This window comes from Anaerocolumna sp., assembly GCF_032079385.1.
GTDB lineage: Bacteria > Bacillota > Clostridia > Lachnospirales > Lachnospiraceae > Anaerocolumna.
In genome coordinates this window covers 138,332-159,916 of the sequence record NZ_DAMAUC010000005.1, presented here as the reverse complement: position 1 = coordinate 159,916, position 21,585 = coordinate 138,332, and the positions used below count along the sequence as shown (strand labels likewise).

Sequence of the window (21,585 nt, the reverse complement as noted above, 5' to 3'; positions counted from 1 at the left end):
ATCAGCATAATAAAGATGATAAAATCTTATGTCAGATACCAAATATGTTATAAATAGCTTCTATACATTAGCCGAAACCAGTGATAAAATAGAATAATGTAGGAAAAGATAAAAACAATGGAAAATATGATTAAAAGTAGTGCAATAATTGTATAGCAGGAAAGCTTGTAAGGAGGTTTTTATATGGCAACATTTGAAGAATTATATCGTAAACTAGTAAAGGAATCCTTGGAAACCAATGGGGCACCACAAATATCACCGGAATATGATCCACATCATTTGGATTGCTTATTATATCCTGAAAAATATGGTTCTGTAATTCATATAGGTAAGTGTGAATGTCCCGACGATGGACCTGCAAAATGTTCGGAAAGCTGTATATTTGATGCCATCACAAAGGATGAAGATGGAGTTATTCGAATTGATAAAGAAAAATGTGTAGGCTGCTATGCATGTATTGATAACTGCGATTCCAAAAAATTGACAGCAAGCCGCGATATACTACCTGCCTTAGACGCTATGCGTAAAGCGAAAGGACCGGTATATGCTTTAATTGCACCCGCTTTTTTAGGACAATTCAGTAATGATGTTACGCCGGGAAAGTTACGTACAGCTTTTAAGAAACTTGGATTTGATGGTATGATTGAAGTGGCTTTATTTGCAGATATATTAACCTTGAAAGAGGCTTTGGAATTTGATAAAAATATTCTTACTGAAACAGATTATCAATTAACCAGCTGTTGCTGCCCGATTTGGATCGGGATGATCCGTAAAATTTATAATGAATTGATGCCTCATGTACCCGGTGCTGTTTCACCAATGGTGGCAGCAGGACGTACCATAAAGGCACTGCATCCAGATGCACTTACTATGTTTATTGGCCCTTGTATAGCGAAAAAAGCAGAAGCAAAGGAAAAAGACATAGCCGATGCAGTGGATTTCGTACTTACTTTCCAGGAAGTACAGGACATATTTGAATTTGCTAATATTAATCCGATGGAGATGGAAGAAAGTGAAAAAGATCATTCCTCTAGGGCAGGAAGAATCTATGCCAAAACAGGAGGAGTTAGCGAAGCAGTATCCAGCACAGTAAAACGCCTGAACCCTGACCGTAAAATTACGGTACGCACCAGACAGGCAGACGGTGTACCGGCCTGCCGGGAGATGATTGCTCAAATACAAAAGGGTGAGATTCAGGCTAACTTCTATGAAGGCATGGGCTGTGTCGGTGGCTGCGTCGGTGGACCTAAAGTAATGATTGACCGTAATCTGGGACGGGAACATGTAATTCAATATGGAGAAGATGCCAGCTATCCCACACCTATAGACAATCCTTATGTTATTGAACTCCTTCATAGACTTGGATTTGATACCGTGGAAAGTCTCCTTGAAAAAAGTGATATATTTACCCGATATTTTTAATAAATAGTTTAAAGTCGATTGTAAAAGGCGAAGAATCTTATTGATAATAGATTTCTTTGCCTTTTATATTGTGGTACTTGTGCTTTCGTTTAATAAATAATATCCTCTTTAAAATATTTTGAGTTTAGGAGGATATTAGACCAAGACGTCATTGCACTTATGCTAAATATAGATTATATTTAACATATCATTTAACACGTATTTAGACAAAAGAGGAGGTATATATGGAACTGCCAAAGGTACCGATTGGGGAACGCCTGAAAACATTACGAAAGAGTAGAAATCTAACATTGGATGAAGTTTCAAAAATTACAAGTGTCAGTAAACCAATGCTTGGTCAAATAGAACGGGAACAATCTTCTCCTACGTTTAATACCTTACTCAAGATCGCAACAGGCATGAAGGTTCCTCTTTCGTATTTCATGGAAAGTAATGATTTTAATTACAAAATTGCTGATATAAAGGATATGAAACCCACTCTAGAAGAAAACGGGCATATGAGAATCTTTACCATGATTCCTTATGATCCAATACAAAATTTTGAAATGTTTTGTATAGAGATTGATCCGGGTTGTGAACACAAATCCCAAGCACACCAAAACGAAGAATGTGTTTTTATAATGGAAGGAAAAATAGAACTAAGATTAGTAGAGGAAACAATCATTCTGGAAAAAAACCAGATAATAAGATTTCAAGCTAACATAAATCATTCGTATTCTAATCCATACAATGAAAAGTGCGTTATCCAAAGCATTTTATTCTATCCCATCCTATGAGATAATAAGAACGGTTTTGAACTTGATAAGTAATCATTTTAAGTCTTTAATTAGGAAAATCACTTGTTTAATGTTCTTCTTGTATGCTATACTATATTAAAATATGTCATAACATATACATAAATATTGTAATATACAGTGATAAGGCATCAATAAAGCAAATACAATTAGAGATATGGGGGATTTGAAATGGCAACATTTGATGATTTTTTGAATCTGGATATAAGAGTTGGTGAAATTATTCAATGCGAAAGTTTTCCGAAAGCAAAAAGACCAGCGTATAAAATTTGGGTTGACTATGGAAATGAAATAGGTATAAAGAAGTCAAGCGCGCAGATAACTGAATGCTATACCCCGGAAGAACTGATAGGTATGCAGGTTCTTGGAATTATGAACTTTCCTCCAAGACAGATTGCAGATTTTATGTCAGAAGCGCTTATACTTGGGGTTTATTCAAAGAATGGAGTTGTTCTTATATCCCCTCAGCAAAAGGTTGAAAAAGGTGACAAACTGGGATAACCTTGTATCAACCTTCCAATAACTATTTTTGATAGTAACTGTGACAAAGTCACAGTTACTATATTTATTTTGTGATATTATTAACATATATTAAAATCCAATATAATTAATAGAAATAATGCAGACATTTTATTTCTGATCGGTTGATAGTTTTTATAAGAAAGAGAGGGTTAATATGAGCAAAGTAATTATTGTTGGCGGGGTTGCTGGAGGAGCGTCTGCCGCTGCACGTCTTAGGAGATTAGACGAAAAAGCAGAAATAATTATGTTCGAGAAAGGAGAATACATCTCCTTTGCAAACTGTGGATTACCTTATTATATAGGTGGAGAAATTACGGAAAAAGAAGCCTTGACATTACAAACACCGGAAAGTTTTCACGGCAGATTTAATGTAGATGTAAGAGTGTTACAGGAAGTAGTATCTGTTGATGTAAATAAAAAACTGGTTAAGGTTAAGAATCTTAAAACCAATGAAACTTATGAAGAAACTTATGATAAGCTGATATTATCCTCTGGCGCGGCACCTGCAAAACCGAATATAAAAGGTGGGGATAACGAAAAAGTATTTACCCTTCGCAATATACCGGATACTTATAGGATTAAAGATTATGCAGATCAAAGACATGTAAAAAGCGCAGTGATAGTAGGCGGTGGTTACATTGGAGTTGAGATGGCAGATAATCTTTATGCTGCCGGTCTTAAAGTCACCATAGTAGAATTTGCAGATCATGTAATAGCACCCATTGACTATGATATGGCTTGTGAAGTTCATAATCATATCCGTAGTAAAGGTGTTAATTTAATTCTTAAAGATGGTGTTAAGGAGATCAGAAACCATGGAGAAGAATTAAAAGTAATTCTTGGAAATGGTGAAATCATAACGGATATGGTAATTATGTCTGTTGGTGTCAGACCAGAAAGTACATTAGCCAGAGAAGCAGGTTTAGAAGTGAACCCTAAGGGCGCAATAATAGTGAATGCTAATATGCAAACCTCCGATAAGGATATTTATGCAGTTGGCGATGCAATTCAGATTAAAGATTTTGTTACAGGTGATGATGGATATATTCCTTTGGCAGGACCGGCCAATAAACAAGGAAGGATTGCTGCTGAGAATATAATTGGAATTTCAAGTACTTATAATGGAACCCAGGGAACGGGAATCTTAAAATGCTTTGATTTAACAATAGCTAATACCGGAATAACCGAGGCAAGAGCAAAGCAATTGGGTTTAAATTATGAAAAATCCTTTACCTATTCCGCTTCACATGCTTCCTATTATCCCGGTGCTGTAAATATGTCAATTAAACTTATTTTTGAAAAAGATAAGGGCAAGATCTTAGGTGCTCAAGTAGTAGGGTATGAAGGAGCAGATAAGAGGCTGGATGTTATTGCAACTGCCATGAGAGCAGGAATGACCATATATGATTTAACAGAGTTAGAGCTGGCATATGCACCTCCATTCTCATCAGCAAAGGATCCGGTTAATATGGCGGGCTTTGTGGCAGAGAATATAATGACCGGAAAGGTTAAAATCTTCCATTGGAATGAAGTAAAGGATCTACCAAGGGATGGCAGTGTCAGTTTGCTGGATGTTCGTACCAGTATGGAGTATGCAAATGGTTCTATAGATGGATTTATCAATATTCCATTAGATGATCTGCGTGAGAAGCTGCATGAATTAGATAAATCAAAACCAGTGTATGTAACCTGTCAGATTGGTCTTCGGGGATATCTTGCCTGCCGCATATTAGAGCAGAACGGGTATGAATGCTATAATTTATCAGGGGGTTATCGTTTATATAATACAATCTACTATAATAAACCAATGATTGTACGTGATGAAGAAAGAGCGGTGCCGGATAAATTGGAAGCTGCTTCTGTATCTGAAAAACCGGTGAATAAACTTGAGATTAATGCCTGCGGCCTTCAATGTCCGGGACCAATTATGAAGTTATCAGAAGCAATAAAAAATGCAGAGAATGATGATATAATAGAAATAACTACCACGGATCAGGCATTCGCAGCGGATGTTGAGGCCTGGTGCAGAAGAACCGGAAATACATTTCAAGGCATAGTTTCTGAGAGAGGAATAACCAAAGCTTCTGTCAAAAAAGGATGCGTAAACACCCAATCCGGAGGAGATTGCAGTGCACCTCTTTCCGAAGGAAATAACAAAAATATTATTGTATTTTCAGGAGATTTAGATAAAGCCATTGCCTCTTTTGTCATAGCGAATGCGGCAGCGGCCATGGGACGAAAAGTAAGTATGTTCTTTACTTTCTGGGGCTTAAATATCTTAAGAAAGCCGAAAAAAGTATCTGTAAAAAAAGATTTTATGAGCAAAATGTTTGGATTTATGATGCCTAGAGGAAGCAAAAAATTATCTTTGTCCAAAATGAATATGGCAGGTATGGGTTCTAAAATGATTCGCAATGTGATGAAAAAGAAAAATGTGGAGAGTTTGGAAAGCTTGATTCAAGCCGCAATAGACAATGGAGTAGAATTAATTGCCTGCACCATGAGTATGGACGTTATGGGAATTAAAATGGAAGAATTAATAGATGGTGTGAAACCGGGCGGTGCGGCCGCTATGCTTGCTAATGCAGAAGAATCGGATATGTCATTATTCATATCTTGATTTGTTTGATAATTCTAGGTACATTTTGAATATAAATTCAGCTGTACTGAATTATAAGTGAAGAGACTTATTATAGGAGAGTTTCTTTGGCGATAGAATTTAGTTATGCTGAATTTATGCTTAGAATGTCAGTTAATGATCTGAGAAATTATATTTAAACAGATATAAGCAGGATTCTACCTGAAATAAAATAGCTTGATTAATATATAAACATGGTATAGAATGGTAAACAGTTGAGCCATCTATTAAAAATTGAATATAATTCAATAAAATTGATGCGTTATGATATATCCTGTATTTGGGCACTTGGGGTATAGATAGCAAGTAGTGCAACCGGCAATTTTATGTTACTTTTTAAGGGACATTTATTTTACGTTAAGTAGAATAGATATCTCTTTCCTTGCATTTCTTTCTTGCATAAGCCCCATGATTTTCGAAAATAATAAATTTATTATTGATTCCGAGTAAATAGACAGGATAGTCGGATTTTTTCATGTTCTTATAATTCAACATAAGAACGTTAGATAGGAGAATATAATGGGACAAAATTATGCAAGTTTTCATATAATTGCAGAAGATACAAAAGAAACACAAAAACAGTTGGAGCAATACTTCAGTAATAATACCACCTCTAATAATATAAGTAATATCCGGGAAGGTTTGACAGAATCTATTGATGATGAATATATAAATAATAAGTTTAGTCTATTTAGTTTTCTCCAGGATTTATTTGAGAACACCCCAAAACTGATACTGATAAATAATAATAAATTCATTTCTGTATATGATGAATCATATTCTTTAGAAAACATGGAAACAGAAGGAATAAACTTATCTAAATATTTAGAGACTCCGGTTATTGGAACCGGTAATTTAGATGATGATGTTTTTAGTATCTTATTATTTCATAAGGGAAAGATTATTACCCGGTATACTATGGGAGAGGGTTTAGAGAAATACGAATTTAAGCTGTGTAACATGGACTTGGAACTATTCAAAAATGTAACGAATCTAAGTGTGGAAAAACTGGATGCTTTATTAAAGGAAGAGGACATCTATGACATAGAGGACGGGTTTTCAGAACTCTATAATATTGCATTAGATTTAACTTATGATGATTTAGCATCTTTTGAAAATAAATTTAAAAAGCTTAAAGAAACCAATTCATATTCTATTTTTGAACTACTAGTTACATCATGAGAAAAGAAGAAATGGCCGTCAGTAAAAGACTGCCATTTCTTGCTTTAATAAACTGTTTTTCCATGGATTATATAAAAACAAGCTTACATAAAATTTATATATTATGAAAATAATAATATCACATAGAAAGAGGAGTGCAGAAAAAATGGAGATAGCTGATTTAAATAGTAGGAAGGTTTTAAAAGACGAGGGAGATAATTACTCCATAAAAAAAGTTAATTTATTTAACGAAATCCATCAACATTTAATGGAAGATGAAAAACCATCAGACTTTTTAAATAGTTTATCTAATAATCATATATTTCAAGACATTCCTTTTTCTATGTTATTAAGGTTAAAGGAAACAGAACAATCCACCGTACACCATCCGGAAGGAAATGTATGGAATCATACTATGCTTGTTGTAGAGGAAGCTGCTAAAGTAAGAGAAAAAAGCAAAAATCCGGAGGCCTTTATGTGGGCCGCATTATTACATGATTTAGGGAAACCGGATACAACAAGAGAGAAAAAAGGAAAAATTACCGCATACGATCACGATAAAGTAGGAGCAGAATTAACCAGAAGATTTTTGTCATATTTTTCTTGTGAAGAAGAGTTTATTAATGATGTAATAGGCCTTGTGAGGTATCACATGCATATATTGTATGTTACCAAAGATTTGCCTTTTGCAAAACCAAAAGAGATGATAAATTATACGGATATTAATGAAGTTGCCCTATTAGGCTTATGTGACAGACTGGGAAGAAAAAATGCAGATAAGAATAAAGAGGAAGAAACCATTCAGCTTTTTCTTAATAAATTGAAAGTTTTGAAAGGAATGGTAAAGTAATGAGAGAGAGAAAAGATAATAAAGGCAGAAATAACATTAACAAAAAAGATCATCAATTAAAAACTAATTCTTTAGTAGACTGTAGTTCCGATAAAACAGAGGATAAGACAGAAAACAAAAGTCAAAATAAAAGCTGGAAATAGATGATTTCTCTTGACACTGATATCTGGTATTCATCCAGGATCGGAGTTCGATTTAAAAAATGATTTCTGAAATAGAGAGCGCTTTTATAAATTAAATATATATTTCTTACTATGTTTGATTAGTAAGGATTCTTGAAAAACTGCCATGGGGAGTATACTTTCCCAATGGCAGTTTTCATAAGAACATTATTGGGTTTTAGTGATTTTTAAACCCGAATCTACCAATTCGTTTACTTTAGTGCCCTGTTTGTCCATATCCGATGCTCCGTTCCCATCGTTTGCGTTATCTTTGTTAGTCATATTTGTATTATCTTTCGCAGCAGTTCTTTTGGTTGGCGTTCCTTTATTATCTTTTAATGGTACCATTGCATTTCCTCCTTTTTTGAATAGTATTTGTATAAAATAAAACCATATACATCAAATTGAGACATGTATATATAAAAAATAACTTGATTATGTGGAGGATTCGTGATAATACTATAGCTAGGACAAATACGCTAGTAAAATTATGTAAGTTTCTTTTTCCCCCGGATTTTCAGAATATTTCATAAAATATTTCACATATTTGCCACAATTTTGTGTTAATGTGTAGAATGTACATAAAGTGGATAAGGAGAAATAAGCTTTTATAATATAATGGAGGAAGTTATGAAAAAGCGATTTATTACCTTTATAATCATGCTATTTATGATGGTGGTTTTTACAGGATGTTCAAAAGATAAACCCAATAATATTATTGTTACACCCCCTTTAATAAGTAAAGAGAATAAAGAAAAAGAGAAAGAAAAAGTTCCTGAGAAAAAGACAGTAGAAGCAGCCGGCTGGAAGATGGATGTTTTAAATTATAAAATTACAACTTCCTTACAGGATGTCAAAAAAGATTTGGGAATTAAGAAAATAGACAAAGATATGGCACAGGCAGAAGCAAAAGAAGGAAACGAGTTTATACTTGTGCAGCTTAATATGGAAAAGGTAGACAGCATGGAACAGATTCAATGGGACAAGTTCTACCTGACAGATAACTCAGGCAATTCTTATACCAGAATAGATGATTCATTTTTATCGGACTTAGGTGTTGCACGTATGACCGGAATGGATTTAAACTTTGGCATAAAAAAAGGCTGGATTATGTTTGAAATAAAAGAAGGATATAATCAGCTACGGTTAAATTATAAATTTAAAAAGGCACGTATGGACTGTATTATCTTCGGTGAAGGAACGGTTGAAGAAACCAGTAATAAGTTACTTCCTACAGAAGTTGATTATTTGAAAGATCAAAACTATATTGATGAAGCACTTTTAGATGAAGCTAAGAAAAGTTATAGTTTTGATAACCCATTGATTGTTGTAAATCCTTATGGTAATTCACCTCTTACCGCCATAGCTATATTCAAAACAGAGGAAGAATCTTCTGTAAAACTTACTGTGAAAGGTAAAAAATCTCAAGATGATATTACCGCAGTCTTTGATAAGGGAAATACACATATATTACCTGTTTATGGACTTTATCCCGGCGATACAACAACTTTAGTATTTCAGCTGGAAGATGGCAGGGAAAAAACAGTTAAAGTAAAGACGGACAGTATAAAGACTAATCTGGATGATGGAATAGTAAAGATTTTGGATAGTAAATATTATAATTATTCTAAATTAACCTTTGTATCTACTGAATCCAGAGACGATGCATATGGCATTGCAGCTTATGACAGCGCAGGAGATATCAGATATATTTTAAAAGGATATTCCGATACATTTAAGAGATTAAAGAATGGCAATATTATGGTAGCTTCCTCCAGACTATTAAAAGCGCCAAACCATTACACCGGTCTGCTGGAAATGGATCTGTGCGGGAAAGTTTACAATGATTATATAATTCCGGGCGGTTATGTAAATGATTTTATGGAACTAAAAAACGGAAATCTTTTAATCATTGGCAATTCTAAGGATCTTCAGACATTGTCCGATTATATTTATGAAATAGACAGAACTACCGGGGAAGTTATTTATGACCTTGATATAAAGAGCCTTATGGAGCCGGTTTTAGGAGAAGATATAGATGTTGCCGAAGAAGACTGGTTCCAATGCAATGGATTGTGGTATGACAGAAAAACCGATACAATCCTTTTATCCAGTGGCAGTTTGAATTCAATTGTTGCGTTAAATAAAACTGACAAAACCTTAGAATGGATTATCGGTGATCCGGGAATATGGGAAAATGCTGATCCAGGCCTTTTATTCACACCTTCGGAAGAGGAATTTGAATGGATATATGGACCTCACCAGATTTCTATGTTATATAATGGAGATATATTGGTATTCGACAATGGTGTAGGTCGTCCGGCATATGATGAAGACGGTAAGAACAATGGTGTATTGTCAGGAGAGCAGGTTTATTCAAGAGCGGTTATCTACCGAATTAATTTGAAAGAAATGACAATTCGTCAGATTTGGGATTATGGAAAAGAAAGAGGACCGGAATGGTATTCCTCCTTCCATGGGGGAGCAGAGTTCCAAGACAGAAGAAATTATCTGTTAACTTCAGGTGGAAATCTCTTTGATCCTAAGAAAGAGACATATGATTTAACCCAAAAAGACATTACCGGTAGTGAGAAAACTACCTATATAACTCAGATTAAAAATGATGAAATAATATTTGAATTGAAACTGGATCAGTTGATTACCAAAAGTAATAGAATGCCTATCTATTCCAGAAAGAAAAATTTTGAACCTTCCATAGAGGGTAAATATTTAGGTGACTTAGGTGTTACAGCCACGGTTCCATTTGAAAATCTGGATACCAATGCTGCCATAAGTACTAATTATAAAATTAGCGTGTCACAGAATCCGGATAGAGTTGTTATCGTAGGAAACTGGCCTTTTGTAGCTGAAGATGCTACATTGATTTTAAGAAGAAGTGATGGTAAACTTCAGGCATATTCCATTCCGGAATTAATGATTGAGAAGAAAGAAAGCGATACAGTAAACTTCAAAATGTGGTTTTCACCAATAGGACTGGAAGAGTTTTCTTATGATATTTATATCCGAAACAATGGTGTCATCTATAATTCAGGATATAAGATTGAATTATAGATATAATATGAAGCAAGAAAAAACAGTACCGAATGCTTAGGGCTTTCGGTACTGTTTTTTCTTTGTTACAAGAAGAGTTAGAATATAAGATCTTATAATCTTTAAACCAATCCCAATTGTTCGTCAACAGGAAGTGAGAAAGTAATACCTTTTCCCGGTGAACTTAAACCGGTTGTTTTACAGATATTCTCCATAATGGATTTTTTATTTTCTTTTTTGGCAATTATCAGTACTAGTTCTTTATCCTCCTGGATGGATATTCCTAAGAACTTGGTTGCTTCATGACTTCCAAGACCTCTTGCATGAACTACGGTTCCTCCCGTTGCACCGACTTCTTTGGCTGCATCCATTACTTGATCAGAATGACCTTGATTTACGATTGTAATGATTAATTCATATAATTGTTCCTGCTTCATTGGATTCACCTCATATTCTTTTTTAATATCCATACGGTTTTCTTGTTCAGCAATGATTTTGCATATAATACTGCTAATACCGGTTATCATAATGGTAAATGCAATACCCCGTCCGGGCTTGTTAAAATACATTTTATTTTGTAATAAATCAAATATCTTTGATATTTTATAATCCGGTATTATACTTATAATAACGAATTTTTTGGTATCCCCAAGACCTAAGTAATCAAGTATATCAGAAGTGGCAGTACCTTGACCATGGGTGATTAAATTGAAAGGAATATGGTGCTCATTAAATAATTTAAGTAATTCCTGTTCATATTCATAATCAATAATAGTAATAAGAGCTTTTAAGATTTTATATTCAGGTGCTTTGCTTTCCATAATTACGACCTTTCTTCCGTATCAAAATATATAATTTCATCGGATAAGAGCAGTTCCGGTTGATAGGTATCATTCTCCAGCTGTAAACTACGCCTGGTTCGGAATTTATATAAAAGGCCCAAACCTTGAATCGTTATTAAGGGTGTCATAGCTACCATTGCAACTGTCCCAAAGGCATCGGATAATATATTTCCACCCACTGCTTCACAAGCTCCCATTGCCAGAGGAAGAAGAAATGTTGCAGTCATTGGTCCGGAAGCAACACCGCCGGAATCGAAAGCAATTGCTGTGAATATGGACGGGACAAAGAAAGTTAAAGTAAGAGCAATGAGATAACCTGGAATAATTAAGTACCAAATGGATAATCCGGTAGATACACGAAGCATGGATAATCCAACAGATACTGCAACTCCTATGGACAGACTTAATTGCATGGATTTTCCGGTTATATTACCTTCTGAGATGTCCTCTACCTGTTCTTTTAATACATGAACGGCAGGTTCAGCGGCTACAATGAAAAAGCCGATTAACATTCCCAAAGGGATAATTAGCCATTGATAAGTACCGCTAAGTAATTCACTGCCTAAATAGGAACCGGCAGGCATAAAGCCAATGTTTGCCCCGGATAAGAAAAAGACAAGCCCAAGATAGGTATAAAGTAAACCAATTATAATTTTTAAAACTTGTTTTTTGGGTAATTTCATTTTAAATATTTGAAAGATAATAAAAAAAGCAATAATTGGTAACAGTGCCATTGCCACTTCCTTAAAATACATAGGCATACCGATTAGAAAAGCTTTCAGTACTGCTGAAAAGCTATTGATTTCAGTAATGGTGGCTTCTGCATATTCTGTGGCGCCAGGTTTAAAAAAGATACCCAGTAACAATACCGCAAGTATTGGACCAACAGAACATAAGGCCACTAGTCCGAAACTATCCTCCTGGGAATTCTTATCACTTCGCAGGGAAGCCATACCGATACCTAGTGCCATAATAAAAGGTACTGTCATGGGACCTGTAGTAACTCCACCGGAGTCAAAAGCAACCGGTATAAAATCTGCCGGTACAAAAGCCGCCAGCAAAAATACAAGACCATACATAACAATAAATATGACGGAAAGTTTTATTTGAAATAAAGTACGAAGCAGGGCGATTACCAAAAACAATCCGACCCCAAGAGCGACAGCCAGGATAATTACCATATCAGGTACACCGGGAGTTTGTTTTGCTAACACTTGTAGATCAGGTTCGGCTATCGTTATTATTAAACCCATAAAAAAGCCTAGAATAACTAAAAGTTTTATTTTTCCTGATTTCGCAAGATAAGAACCGATCCTTTCACCGATGAACATCATGGACACATCCGTTCCCAGTGTAAATAGTCCCATTCCTATAATTAATAATAAGGAACCTATTATGAACATCATCACAGTACCGAAAGACATCGGTACAATAGTAAAATGCAATAGTAAAACTAATAACGTAATTGGTAAGACAGAAGTTAAGGATTCTTTTAACTTCATTAGAAATTTCTTATTCATGTGACACCACCTTTGGAGCTTGGTTAACGAGTTACATTGATGGTTTATATGGATAATACAATATTATTTTTTGAGAATTGAATACAGCTAAACGTGAAAATATGTAAAAATACCTATTGTTTTCATTATAAAAATACCTCCTGTCAATATATTATTAGAAAAAAGGAGCTGCTGTTAATTAATTGATAGTTATTAGCTGCCCTAATATATTATTGTATAGTAATATGGGTAAAATCTCAAGTTTTATTTGCTAAAAATTTTTATTGTTGAAATATTCTAAAAAATATCTTTTTTTTATAAAATTTATAGGATACAAATTGTCTCTCAATACATCACAAAATTAAAGATAAAACATGACAAAAATTTATGAAATCTTATAAAATTTTATCTTCCCCTATGATTAATCATTGACATATTTCAGGTCTTCCCCTATACTTGTCGTTATGAATAAAATTCGATGTTAGTTTCCTATAAGGAGCTGTTGCAAAACAAAAAGATTTTGCAGCAGCCTCTTATTTTATGTTATAGGAAATCTTTGACAGATGTAAGGGGAATGAATATGGAAGTATTAACATATATGGTAATTGGAATAGTGATAGGATTTAAATGGTTTCCTTTAAAGCTGAAGAAATGGAACGAGAGAATTCAGATAATAAGTATTTCTGTTCTAATTTTTCTAATGGGAGTTACTTTAGGCAGCAGACCTAATTTCTTAAGGGATTTTGTACAATTAGGAGTAGAAAGTCTTTTATTAGCATTTCTCCCAATAATTTTTTCCGTACTTTTTGTTTATTATATAACAAAATATTTTTTTAAATAGATTGTAGTATAATGTGAAAATTAGATTGTAACAATTTACTTTGCAAATTTGTTGTGTTTCGTTAGAATGGAGATTAGAATGGTTTATATCGCAATTATATCTTTAATATTGGGAATTATATGTGGGCAGTGGATTTTTAATGAACAGTGGATTCAGTTTTTTACAAATCAGTCCCAGCATGTACTATATGCATTGCTAATTTCTGTTGGAATTAGCGTTGGTCTTAATAAGCAGGTGTTTCAAAAAGTAAAAGAATATCATCTGAAGATACTATTAATGCCTATGGGAACTATTATGGGTTCTTTAATTGGAGGTCTTATAGCCAGCTTATTTATTAACATATCCTGGTATGACAGTATGGCTATTGCTTCCGGTCTTGGTTGGTACAGTCTGAGTGGTGTTATGATTACGGATTTAGCAGGAATACAATTAGGAACCGTAGCTTTTATGAGTAATCTTATGAGGGAAATTATTGCATTTATTATTATTCCCTATATTGCAAGAACCTTTAATAAATATACTGCTATAGCACCGGCGGGAGCTACCAGCGAAGATACCTCACTTCCTATGTTAATAAAATATACCAACGAAGAAGTGGTAGTTATGGCAATTTTCCACGGGGTACTATGCAGTGTAATGGTGCCTATATTAATAAAATATATATACATATTCTTTAAAGGATAAATAGTCTAAAAAGTATCTTTAAAATTTAGCAGATATTAAAAAGCTTTATGGTGCTAATGCACCGGAATTGAGGATTATGATGCATTTGGAAAAACACCATCACTTAAATAAGCAGCAGATGATAGAGGTAGAGGAATTAGTAAATAATTGCTTGAAAACAGATGGATTAAGCAGAGAACTTTACTTAGATAATGACATGAACCTTTATGAAAATTTAGACAGTTTCTTTCTGCTTTATGAGCAGCAGCAATTAATCAGTGTGTTAACTATATTTCAATTGAATGAGAGAGAAGCAGAAATATCAGGTTATACGTTACCTGATAAAAGGAGGAAAGGTTACTTTACCACTTTATTGGATGCTGCAGAAGATGAATTGTTAGATTTAAGTATATATGATATGGTTTTTGTAGTGGAACCAAATAGTACCAGCGGTAAAATGGCTGCCTTATCTTTTGGGGCTTCTTATATAAAATCGGAATATTTGTTAAGGTTAAAGCTTGAGGATTATACAAAGAAATACAGTGAATTTTTATCGAACCTAAAATTCATAATAACTCCTTTAACATCAAAAGATATTATGCAGGCAGCAGATATCCATTCTGAGATATTTAAGACGGCATTTCATGAATCGGAAGAATTGATACAAAACATTTTAGAATGCGATTATATGGTATGTTATGTTGCCAAATTAGACGAGGAACTGATAGGTATATGTAATGTAAACTATGGAATGGAAAAAGCATCTATATTCGGATATGGGGTTTTACCAAGGTTTCAAGGGAAGGGCTATGGAAAAGGGTTGATTAATTATGTACTAAGACAATTAATAAAAGAAAAAGTTGGAGAAGTTACGCTGCAAGTGAACAGTAATAGCAAAAAAGCAATGAGAATCTACAATTATTTAGGATTTCAAATAGTATCCCAATATGATTATTATGACTATAAGATTGAATTAGAGGAGTAACTAAGTCTTACTTTTGGCATAAAATAATTGTAAAACAAGGTATTAGAGGGTGCTATGGCAAACAGAGTGGTTATAGATCCGGGTCATGGAGGAGTTGACAGTGGTGCGGTATATGGTAACAGGCTTGAAAAAAATGATAATCTTAACTTAGCCCTGGCAGTTGGAAAGATATTGGAAGGTCACGGTGTTGAAGTTTTATATAGCAGAACGGAGGATGTTTATTCTTCACCGATTAAAAGAGCTCAAGTAGCAAATGCTGAAAATGCCGATTTATTTATAGCACTTCATAGAAATTCAAGTCCTTTACCCAACACGTACAGTGGTGTGGTAACTTTAATGTATGATGAGAAAGGTATTAAACCTATTGCTGCAGAACTTATTAATAGGGAATTAGAAAAAGTAGGATTTCCTGATTTAGGCATAGATATACGAAAGGATTTACCTATATTAAAAAGAACGAATATGCCGGCTTTATCTGTAAATGTTGGATTTATCAATACAGACTCGGATAATCTTTTATTTGATGAGCAATTTGAAGCCATTGCAAATGGAATTGCTGCAGGTATATTGGAAACTCTTAATATGATGAATGAAACTACTGAAAATACACATACTTATCGGGTACAGGTAGGATTATTTGGAGTTTTAGCAAACGCAGTTTATCTTCAATATCAATTAATGCTTCTTGGTTATGAACCCCTTATTGTTTCCCAGGGAGATTTATATGCAGTGCAAATAGGGGAACTTCCAAGCTTGGATCAGGCGGTTATGTTAGAACAGGAATTAAAGAGGGTTGGATATGATACATTAATTGTACGGTACGAATAGATGGTAGGGCAATTCACATTTTGTGTAAAAAAATTAAAAAAAATATTGCTTTTCTGCGTTAAAGTGATATAATTTATATAAGAGCAAAAACAAAGGCGTATTTGCCTAGCCTGAATCGCCTGTTTTTTGCTCTTTTTTTGTGCGATATATTTTCATGTGTTTGGTATAAAAATTATGAAAGATAAAGGAGTAATTATATGGGATACGTTGATGAAGTAATTGAATTAGTAGTGAAGAAAAATCCGGGTGAGCTTGAATTCCATCAAGCTGTAAAAGAAGTATTGGAATCACTAAGACCCGTTGTAGATGCAAATGAAAAGAAATACAGAAAAGAAGCATTACTTGAGAGATTAGTAGAACCGGACAGACAAATTAAGTTTCGAGTGCCTTGGGTTGATGACAAAGGTCAGGTTCAAGTTAATACAGGTTACCGTGTTCAGTTTAATAATGCAATTGGACCATATAAGGGTGGTCTGCGATTGCATCCTTCTGTAAACATTGGAATAATTAAATTTCTTGGATTTGAACAAATCTTTAAAAATTCTTTAACCAGTTTACCCATCGGTGGTGGTAAAGGTGGTTCAGATTTTAATCCCAAAGGCAAATCAGACAGGGAAGTACTGGCTTTCTGCACAAGCTTTATAACGGAGCTTTATAAATATATTGGAGCAGATGAAGATGTTCCGGCAGGTGATATTGGAACCGGTGCCAGAGAAATCGGTTATATGTATGGTCAATATAAGAAAATTACTGGTAAATATGAAGGAGTACTAACCGGAAAAGGTTTATCTTACGGTGGTTCTTTGGCAAGAACAGAAGCAACTGGATATGGTCTCCTATATTTAACAGAAGAAATGTTAAAATGTAACGGTCATGATATAGCAGGTAAAACTGTAGCAGTATCCGGATCAGGCAATGTGGCTATCTATGCAGCGCAAAAGGCTGAGCAGCTAGGGGCAAAAGTAGTTACCATCAGCGATTCCGATGGATGGATTTATGATCCGGAAGGCATAGATGTGGCTGCATTAAAGGAAATCAAAGAAGTAAAAAGAGAACGACTTACGGACTATAAGAACTACAGACCAAATTCTGAATACCATGAAGGCAGGGGAGTATGGAGTGTGAAATGTGATATTGCTCTTCCCTGTGCTACACAGAATGAATTATTATTAGAGGATGCAAAAGTTTTAGTTGCCAATGGATGTATTGCAGTTGCAGAAGGTGCCAATATGCCAACTACTTTAGAAGCAACTGAGTTTCTTCAGGAAAATGGTGTTTTATTTGCACCGGGTAAAGCAGCTAATGCCGGAGGTGTTGCTACTTCAGCACTTGAGATGACACAAAACAGCGAAAGACTAAGCTGGACTTTTGAAGAAGTAGATTCTAAGTTAAAACAAATTATGGTTCATATTTTCCATAATTTATCTGATGCTGCTGAACGTTATAACCAAGAGGGTAATTATGTTGCAGGTGCCAATATTGCAGGTTTTGAAAAGGTTGCAAACGCCATGTTGGCCCAGGGTATTTGGTAAACTGTGAATGTTTAATTTTATAGACAAAAATAAAAGGGATCAGGAATGATTATTGTCATTTCTGATCCTTATTTTTTTGTTTCTATAGGCAAAGCAATTTTCACTAAATTAAAATAATGTCATATTATAAGGTAAAGAATCATCAGATATGAGATGGCAGTATCAATATCAGAGAAAGATCATAGCACTTAAGGGGGAATTTCAGTTATGGAGTTTACACTAAAAGAAATGTTTGAAATATTTATGAAGCGAATTATTTTTATTGCAATTTGTACGATTGGAGGCTTATGTGTTTCTTTTCTATATAGTAAATATATTATAAAACCAACATATATTGCATCAGTACAAATGTATGTTAATTCCAATGATTCCACTTCTTCTGCTGATTTAAATGAATTAAATTATGCTCAGAAAGTAGTAACAACTTATATAAGCTTTTTGCAGACAAAGAAATTTTATGAACAGGTAATAGAAGAAAGTAATTTAAGATTATCCAGAGAACAGCTAAAAAGTATGACTAACATTGAATCTATCAATAATACAGAGATTTTTGAAATAAGTGTAAGCTCTATGAATCCCGAGGATTCATTTCTATTAGTAAAGTCAATGGAGAAAATTGCACCTAAATTAATAAAGAGTATTAAAGACACAGCACAAATCAGTATAGTTGATCCTCCGGCTTTACCAACCTCACCCTCCAGTCCCAATATATTAAAGAACACTTTAATTGGAGGAATGATTGCATTTATTATAACTATGCTGATTTCATTACTAGGGGAAGTTATGGATGTAAATGTTAAAAACCAGGAGGATTTATTAAAAAAGTACCAAGTTCCTATCTTAGGGGCAATACCAGATTATAACAAGAATAAAAAGAAAAAAGTTTTATTAAAAAAGATAATACCTATTGCAAAAAGACTAAAAAAGAAAATAGGCTGGAAGGAAAATAAAAAGACAAATGAAAGTGAAAATATAAAAGTAAATGTGGAGAAGGATACACAATTCATTATAACAGAAGCCTATAATTCTCTAAGAACCAATTTGAAATTTACCTTACGTCATGAAGGATGTAAGAAGATTGTAATAAGCAGCTCGCTTCCAGAGGATGGGAAGAGCACAATCACTACCAATTTAGGTATTGTAATTGGCCAAACCGGTTCAAAAGTATTATTGATAGACTGTGATTTAAGAAAAGGAAGATTGCACAATTTTTTCAATATAAAAAGCAGTCCTGGGGTCAGCAATGTATTGTCCAATATGATTGATATAGAAAATTCAATTCAGAAGACCTCATATGATAACGTATATGTACTGCCCTTGGGAACCATCCCTCCTAATCCCTCTGAACTGATAGCCAGTAGTCAAATGGAGGAATTATTAAAGAAGCTGGAAAGAGAATATGACTATATTATCATTGATACACCTCCAATCAGGGTTGTATCCGATGCCCTCAGCCTGATGAAGGCAGCGGATGGCGTGTTAATAGTTGTAAGAGAGGAAGTAACCTCACATTCGGATATTACAAACTTTCTATCTAGATGCAAATACATGGAGATTAAAGTACTGGGATTTATACTCAATGGGATTTCTTTTGATCAGGATAAGAAATCAAAATATCATTACTATTATTACAATAATTATAATGGTTGATCTGCATACACACATTTTACCGGGGATTGATGATGGAGCCAGTAGCATCGCTGAAGCAGTTGAAATGACGAAATCTCTTTCCAATCAAAATATTAATAAGGCAGTGTGCACTCCTCATTTTAACCCTATGCAGGTTTCACTCCAAGAATTTATAAATAAAAGAACAACTGCAATGAGCCTAATGCATGACGCAAAAGTTGAGCTGATTCCTGGGAGTGAAACAATACTTCACAGTTATTTATTTCATTATCCTGATCTTAGTAAGTTATGTATAAGAGATACAAAGTATTTGCTAATTGAATTGCCATATAGTAAAAAAAAGGATGGAAGTATATTTGAAACAATTGAAAAACTGATTTCATTCTATAATATCATACCCATTATTGCCCATATAGAAAGATATGATATAGCAAACAAGAATATAAGAAAGTTACGGGATATGGGCTGCGTAATTCAATTAAATACAACTTCATTAATAGAGAAAAAAAGAAGGAACCAAGCAGTCCGTTATTTAAAGGCTGGATTAATTGATGTACTGGGTAGCGACTGCCATAATATGAGGGATAGATTTCCTGTTATAACACAGACATTGGATATTATAACACAAGAAATTGGAAGTAATTGCTGCAGCAATCTAAAATATAATGCAGAGTGTATTGTGAATGGGATTGAAATGAATAAAAAAATAATGTTTCTTATAAATAAAGGGATTTAAACCAAAGATAGATTTATTTAAGATTTTAAAAAGGAGTGACAAATATGAAGTGGGATTACTTTTTTTTGTCGCCTTTTGTATTAACTAAGAGCGACTTTTCTATAAAATTTTTGAAACATGACGGAAACAACCCAGTGAATAAGTCAGTTCAGAGGTACTCCTATGATGAAAATTTTGCAAAATAGTGAAAATAATTTACCATCCTCTGCTAAGGATTTTAGAGTTGATGATCTTTTAGAGCGGGATTGTGTTTCTTTTGATAAGAAAGAAATTGATAAATTCTTTAATCAAAAAGTGATTATGGTAACTGGAGGAGGGGGGTCCATTGGCTCGGAATTATGCAGGCAGATTGCCAGTTCCAACCCGGCTCAGCTAATCATTATCGATTATTATGAAAATAATGCCTATGACATACAACAGGAGTTGTTATGTGATTATAAAGACGGCCTTAATTTGGAAGTTGAAATAGCCACCGTACAGGATAGGGATAAGATGGATCAGTTATTTCAGCGTTATAAGCCGCAAATAGTCTTTCATGCAGCAGCTCATAAGCATGTACCTTTTATGGAACAATGTCCGGAAGAAGCAATTAAGAATAATATTTTTGGAACTTATAATGTAGTTCAGGCAGCAAATCAATGGAATGCCGAAAAATTTGTTCTTATATCTACAGACAAAGCGGTAAATCCAACCAGTATGATGGGTGCGAGTAAAAGAATGTGCGAAATGATTATTCAAAGTATGAAGAATATTAGTAATACAAAATACGCAGCAGTCCGTTTTGGCAATGTTTTAGGTTCTAATGGGTCGGTAATTCCTTTGTTTAAACGCCAAATTGAGCATGGAGGACCCATTACCATTACAGATAAAAGAGTGGAACGATATTTTATGACAGTTTCGGAAGCAGTTCAGCTTGTATTAACAGCAGGGTCTATGGCATCACATTCTGAAATTTATGTATTAGATATGGGGAAGCCGGTAAATATTCTGAAACTGGCAGAAAATTTAACCCGTTTACTAGGTTATGTTCCATATTCTGAGATTCCAATAATAGAAGTAGGGATGCGCCCTGGAGAAAAAATAAATGAAGAACTTTTTATGCAGGAAGGACTTGTCATAACTGAAAATAAAAAGATATTTATTGAGAGACAGAAATCAATGTCGCCGGAAGAAATCGAAGAGAAAATGAAAATATTAAGGGAGGCATTGGAGACAAAAGAAGGGAATATTATTCGTCAATCCCTTATAAAGATTGTACCTAGCTTTATGATAAATAATAATGTTACGGATTAGGCTATTCCATAGGTTTATCCATGCATTGAATAAGCCTAATGAAAGTAACAGAATAAATACTTGGGAATATATTATTTAAAGGGTATGAGGACTTTGAAAGGGGTATGATCGTAAACATGAGTGGGGAAAAGATATACC

Annotated in this window: 19 protein-coding genes and 1 riboswitch; of the genes, 16 read left to right on the top strand and 3 right to left on the bottom strand. The window is 34.1% G+C overall.

From position 1 onward, the window contains the following. Positions 1-183 precede the first annotated feature (183 nt). The 7 genes from RT261_RS06370 to RT261_RS06340 all read left to right on the top strand — a co-directional run bounded on the left by RT261_RS06370 (position 184) and on the right by RT261_RS06340 (position 7,530). Positions 184-1,422 carry a [Fe-Fe] hydrogenase large subunit C-terminal domain-containing protein gene (locus tag RT261_RS06370; protein ID WP_313130808.1) on the top strand — a complete coding sequence of 413 codons (1,239 nt, stop codon included), beginning with the start codon at positions 184-186 and terminating at the stop codon, positions 1,420-1,422. Between the two features lie 224 nt (positions 1,423-1,646). After that, positions 1,647-2,198 carry a helix-turn-helix domain-containing protein gene (locus tag RT261_RS06365; protein ID WP_313130806.1) on the top strand — a complete coding sequence of 184 codons (552 nt, stop codon included), beginning with the start codon at positions 1,647-1,649 and terminating at the stop codon, positions 2,196-2,198. Positions 2,199-2,387: 189 nt separating this feature from the next. Beyond that, complete coding sequence (locus RT261_RS06360) at positions 2,388-2,717, top strand: tRNA-binding protein (protein ID WP_313130804.1); 330 nt, start codon at positions 2,388-2,390, stop codon at positions 2,715-2,717. Between the two features lie 175 nt (positions 2,718-2,892). Next, positions 2,893-5,358 (top strand): DsrE/DsrF/DrsH-like family protein, encoded by a 2,466-nt coding sequence (locus RT261_RS06355; protein ID WP_313130802.1) that lies wholly within the window; start codon positions 2,893-2,895, stop codon positions 5,356-5,358. 264 nt (positions 5,359-5,622) lie between these two features. Next, positions 5,623-5,706: riboswitch (cyclic di-GMP riboswitch) on the top strand. Between the two features lie 189 nt (positions 5,707-5,895). Then, complete coding sequence (locus tag RT261_RS06350; RefSeq protein WP_313130799.1) at positions 5,896-6,558, top strand: hypothetical protein; 663 nt, start codon at positions 5,896-5,898, stop codon at positions 6,556-6,558. A gap of 145 nt (positions 6,559-6,703) precedes the next feature. Continuing rightward, positions 6,704-7,387, top strand: a complete 684-nt coding sequence (locus RT261_RS06345; protein ID WP_313130797.1) for an HDIG domain-containing metalloprotein — start codon at positions 6,704-6,706, stop codon at positions 7,385-7,387. After that, entirely contained in the window at positions 7,387-7,530 is a 144-nt protein-coding gene (locus RT261_RS06340) for a hypothetical protein (protein WP_313130796.1), read from the top strand. Before RT261_RS06345 ends, RT261_RS06340 begins: the two co-directional genes overlap by 1 nt. 186 nt (positions 7,531-7,716) lie before the next feature. On the opposite strand, the gene RT261_RS06335 is transcribed toward RT261_RS06340, so the two are convergent. Then, positions 7,717-7,896: a hypothetical protein gene (locus RT261_RS06335; RefSeq protein ID WP_313130794.1), complete on the bottom strand. Its 180-nt coding sequence runs from the start codon at positions 7,894-7,896 to the stop codon at positions 7,717-7,719. 282 nt (positions 7,897-8,178) lie between these two features. Between RT261_RS06335 and RT261_RS06330 the strand changes: the two genes are divergently transcribed. Further along, on the top strand, positions 8,179-10,620 hold the full coding sequence (locus RT261_RS06330) for an aryl-sulfate sulfotransferase (protein ID WP_313130792.1): 2,442 nt from the start codon (positions 8,179-8,181) through the stop codon (positions 10,618-10,620). Between the two features lie 101 nt (positions 10,621-10,721). Here RT261_RS06330 and RT261_RS06325 read toward each other — a convergent pair whose 3' ends face one another. Both RT261_RS06325 and RT261_RS06320 read right to left on the bottom strand, forming a co-directional pair. Continuing rightward, positions 10,722-11,420, bottom strand: a complete 699-nt coding sequence (locus RT261_RS06325) for a P-II family nitrogen regulator (RefSeq protein ID WP_313130790.1) — start codon at positions 11,418-11,420, stop codon at positions 10,722-10,724. A 2-nt stretch (positions 11,421-11,422) separates the two neighbouring features. Continuing rightward, a complete protein-coding gene (locus RT261_RS06320) occupies positions 11,423-12,961 on the bottom strand; it encodes a DUF1538 domain-containing protein (RefSeq protein WP_313130788.1) in 1,539 nt (512 codons plus the stop codon). A 457-nt stretch (positions 12,962-13,418) separates the two neighbouring features. On the opposite strand from RT261_RS06320, the gene RT261_RS21120 reads away from it, so the two are divergent. From RT261_RS21120 to RT261_RS06285, 8 genes are all read left to right on the top strand, one after another. Beyond that, entirely contained in the window at positions 13,419-13,781 is a 363-nt protein-coding gene (locus tag RT261_RS21120) for a LysO family transporter (RefSeq protein WP_442871764.1), read from the top strand. Between the two features lie 78 nt (positions 13,782-13,859). Further along, positions 13,860-14,465 carry a lysine exporter LysO family protein gene (locus RT261_RS06315; protein WP_313130786.1) on the top strand — a complete coding sequence of 202 codons (606 nt, stop codon included), beginning with the start codon at positions 13,860-13,862 and terminating at the stop codon, positions 14,463-14,465. 79 nt (positions 14,466-14,544) lie between these two features. Next, on the top strand, positions 14,545-15,429 hold the full coding sequence (locus RT261_RS06310) for a GNAT family N-acetyltransferase (RefSeq protein WP_313130784.1): 885 nt from the start codon (positions 14,545-14,547) through the stop codon (positions 15,427-15,429). A gap of 54 nt (positions 15,430-15,483) precedes the next feature. After that, complete coding sequence (locus RT261_RS06305; RefSeq protein ID WP_313130781.1) at positions 15,484-16,257, top strand: N-acetylmuramoyl-L-alanine amidase; 774 nt, start codon at positions 15,484-15,486, stop codon at positions 16,255-16,257. 197 nt (positions 16,258-16,454) lie between these two features. After that, complete coding sequence (gdhA, locus tag RT261_RS06300; RefSeq protein WP_313130779.1) at positions 16,455-17,789, top strand: NADP-specific glutamate dehydrogenase; 1,335 nt, start codon at positions 16,455-16,457, stop codon at positions 17,787-17,789. 207 nt (positions 17,790-17,996) lie between these two features. After that, a complete protein-coding gene (locus RT261_RS06295; protein WP_313130776.1) occupies positions 17,997-19,439 on the top strand; it encodes a polysaccharide biosynthesis tyrosine autokinase in 1,443 nt (480 codons plus the stop codon). Continuing rightward, positions 19,432-20,154, top strand: coding sequence for a CpsB/CapC family capsule biosynthesis tyrosine phosphatase (locus RT261_RS06290; RefSeq protein WP_313130773.1), 723 nt, complete (start codon positions 19,432-19,434; stop codon positions 20,152-20,154). Before RT261_RS06295 ends, RT261_RS06290 begins: the two co-directional genes overlap by 8 nt. A gap of 162 nt (positions 20,155-20,316) precedes the next feature. Beyond that, the gene (locus tag RT261_RS06285) at positions 20,317-21,447 is read left to right on the top strand and encodes a UDP-N-acetylglucosamine 4,6-dehydratase family protein (protein WP_313130771.1); all 1,131 of its coding nucleotides are present in this window, start codon (positions 20,317-20,319) and stop codon (positions 21,445-21,447) included. The last annotated feature ends 138 nt before the right edge of the window (positions 21,448-21,585 follow it).

Excerpts from the sequence above, each read along its gene's own strand:
- RT261_RS06370 (WP_313130808.1), top strand. The coding sequence starts at position 184 with ATGGCAACATTTGAAGAATTATATCGTAAACTAGTAAAGGAATCCTTG.
- RT261_RS06365 (WP_313130806.1), top strand. The coding sequence starts at position 1,647 with ATGGAACTGCCAAAGGTACCGATTGGGGAACGCCTGAAAACATTACGA.
- RT261_RS06360 (WP_313130804.1), top strand. The coding sequence starts at position 2,388 with ATGGCAACATTTGATGATTTTTTGAATCTGGATATAAGAGTTGGTGAA.
- RT261_RS06355 (WP_313130802.1), top strand. The coding sequence starts at position 2,893 with ATGAGCAAAGTAATTATTGTTGGCGGGGTTGCTGGAGGAGCGTCTGCC.
- RT261_RS06350 (WP_313130799.1), top strand. The coding sequence starts at position 5,896 with ATGGGACAAAATTATGCAAGTTTTCATATAATTGCAGAAGATACAAAA.
- RT261_RS06345 (WP_313130797.1), top strand. The coding sequence starts at position 6,704 with ATGGAGATAGCTGATTTAAATAGTAGGAAGGTTTTAAAAGACGAGGGA.
- RT261_RS06340 (WP_313130796.1), top strand. The coding sequence starts at position 7,387 with ATGAGAGAGAGAAAAGATAATAAAGGCAGAAATAACATTAACAAAAAA.
- RT261_RS06335 (WP_313130794.1), bottom strand. The coding sequence starts at position 7,896 with ATGGTACCATTAAAAGATAATAAAGGAACGCCAACCAAAAGAACTGCT.
- RT261_RS06330 (WP_313130792.1), top strand. The coding sequence starts at position 8,179 with ATGAAAAAGCGATTTATTACCTTTATAATCATGCTATTTATGATGGTG.
- RT261_RS06325 (WP_313130790.1), bottom strand. The coding sequence starts at position 11,420 with ATGGAAAGCAAAGCACCTGAATATAAAATCTTAAAAGCTCTTATTACT.
- RT261_RS06320 (WP_313130788.1), bottom strand. The coding sequence starts at position 12,961 with ATGAATAAGAAATTTCTAATGAAGTTAAAAGAATCCTTAACTTCTGTC.
- RT261_RS21120 (WP_442871764.1), top strand. The coding sequence starts at position 13,419 with ATGTTAGTTTCCTATAAGGAGCTGTTGCAAAACAAAAAGATTTTGCAG.
- RT261_RS06315 (WP_313130786.1), top strand. The coding sequence starts at position 13,860 with ATGGTTTATATCGCAATTATATCTTTAATATTGGGAATTATATGTGGG.
- RT261_RS06310 (WP_313130784.1), top strand. The coding sequence starts at position 14,545 with ATGCATTTGGAAAAACACCATCACTTAAATAAGCAGCAGATGATAGAG.
- RT261_RS06305 (WP_313130781.1), top strand. The coding sequence starts at position 15,484 with ATGGCAAACAGAGTGGTTATAGATCCGGGTCATGGAGGAGTTGACAGT.
- gdhA (WP_313130779.1), top strand. The coding sequence starts at position 16,455 with ATGGGATACGTTGATGAAGTAATTGAATTAGTAGTGAAGAAAAATCCG.
- RT261_RS06295 (WP_313130776.1), top strand. The coding sequence starts at position 17,997 with ATGGAGTTTACACTAAAAGAAATGTTTGAAATATTTATGAAGCGAATT.
- RT261_RS06290 (WP_313130773.1), top strand. The coding sequence starts at position 19,432 with ATGGTTGATCTGCATACACACATTTTACCGGGGATTGATGATGGAGCC.
- RT261_RS06285 (WP_313130771.1), top strand. The coding sequence starts at position 20,317 with ATGATGAAAATTTTGCAAAATAGTGAAAATAATTTACCATCCTCTGCT.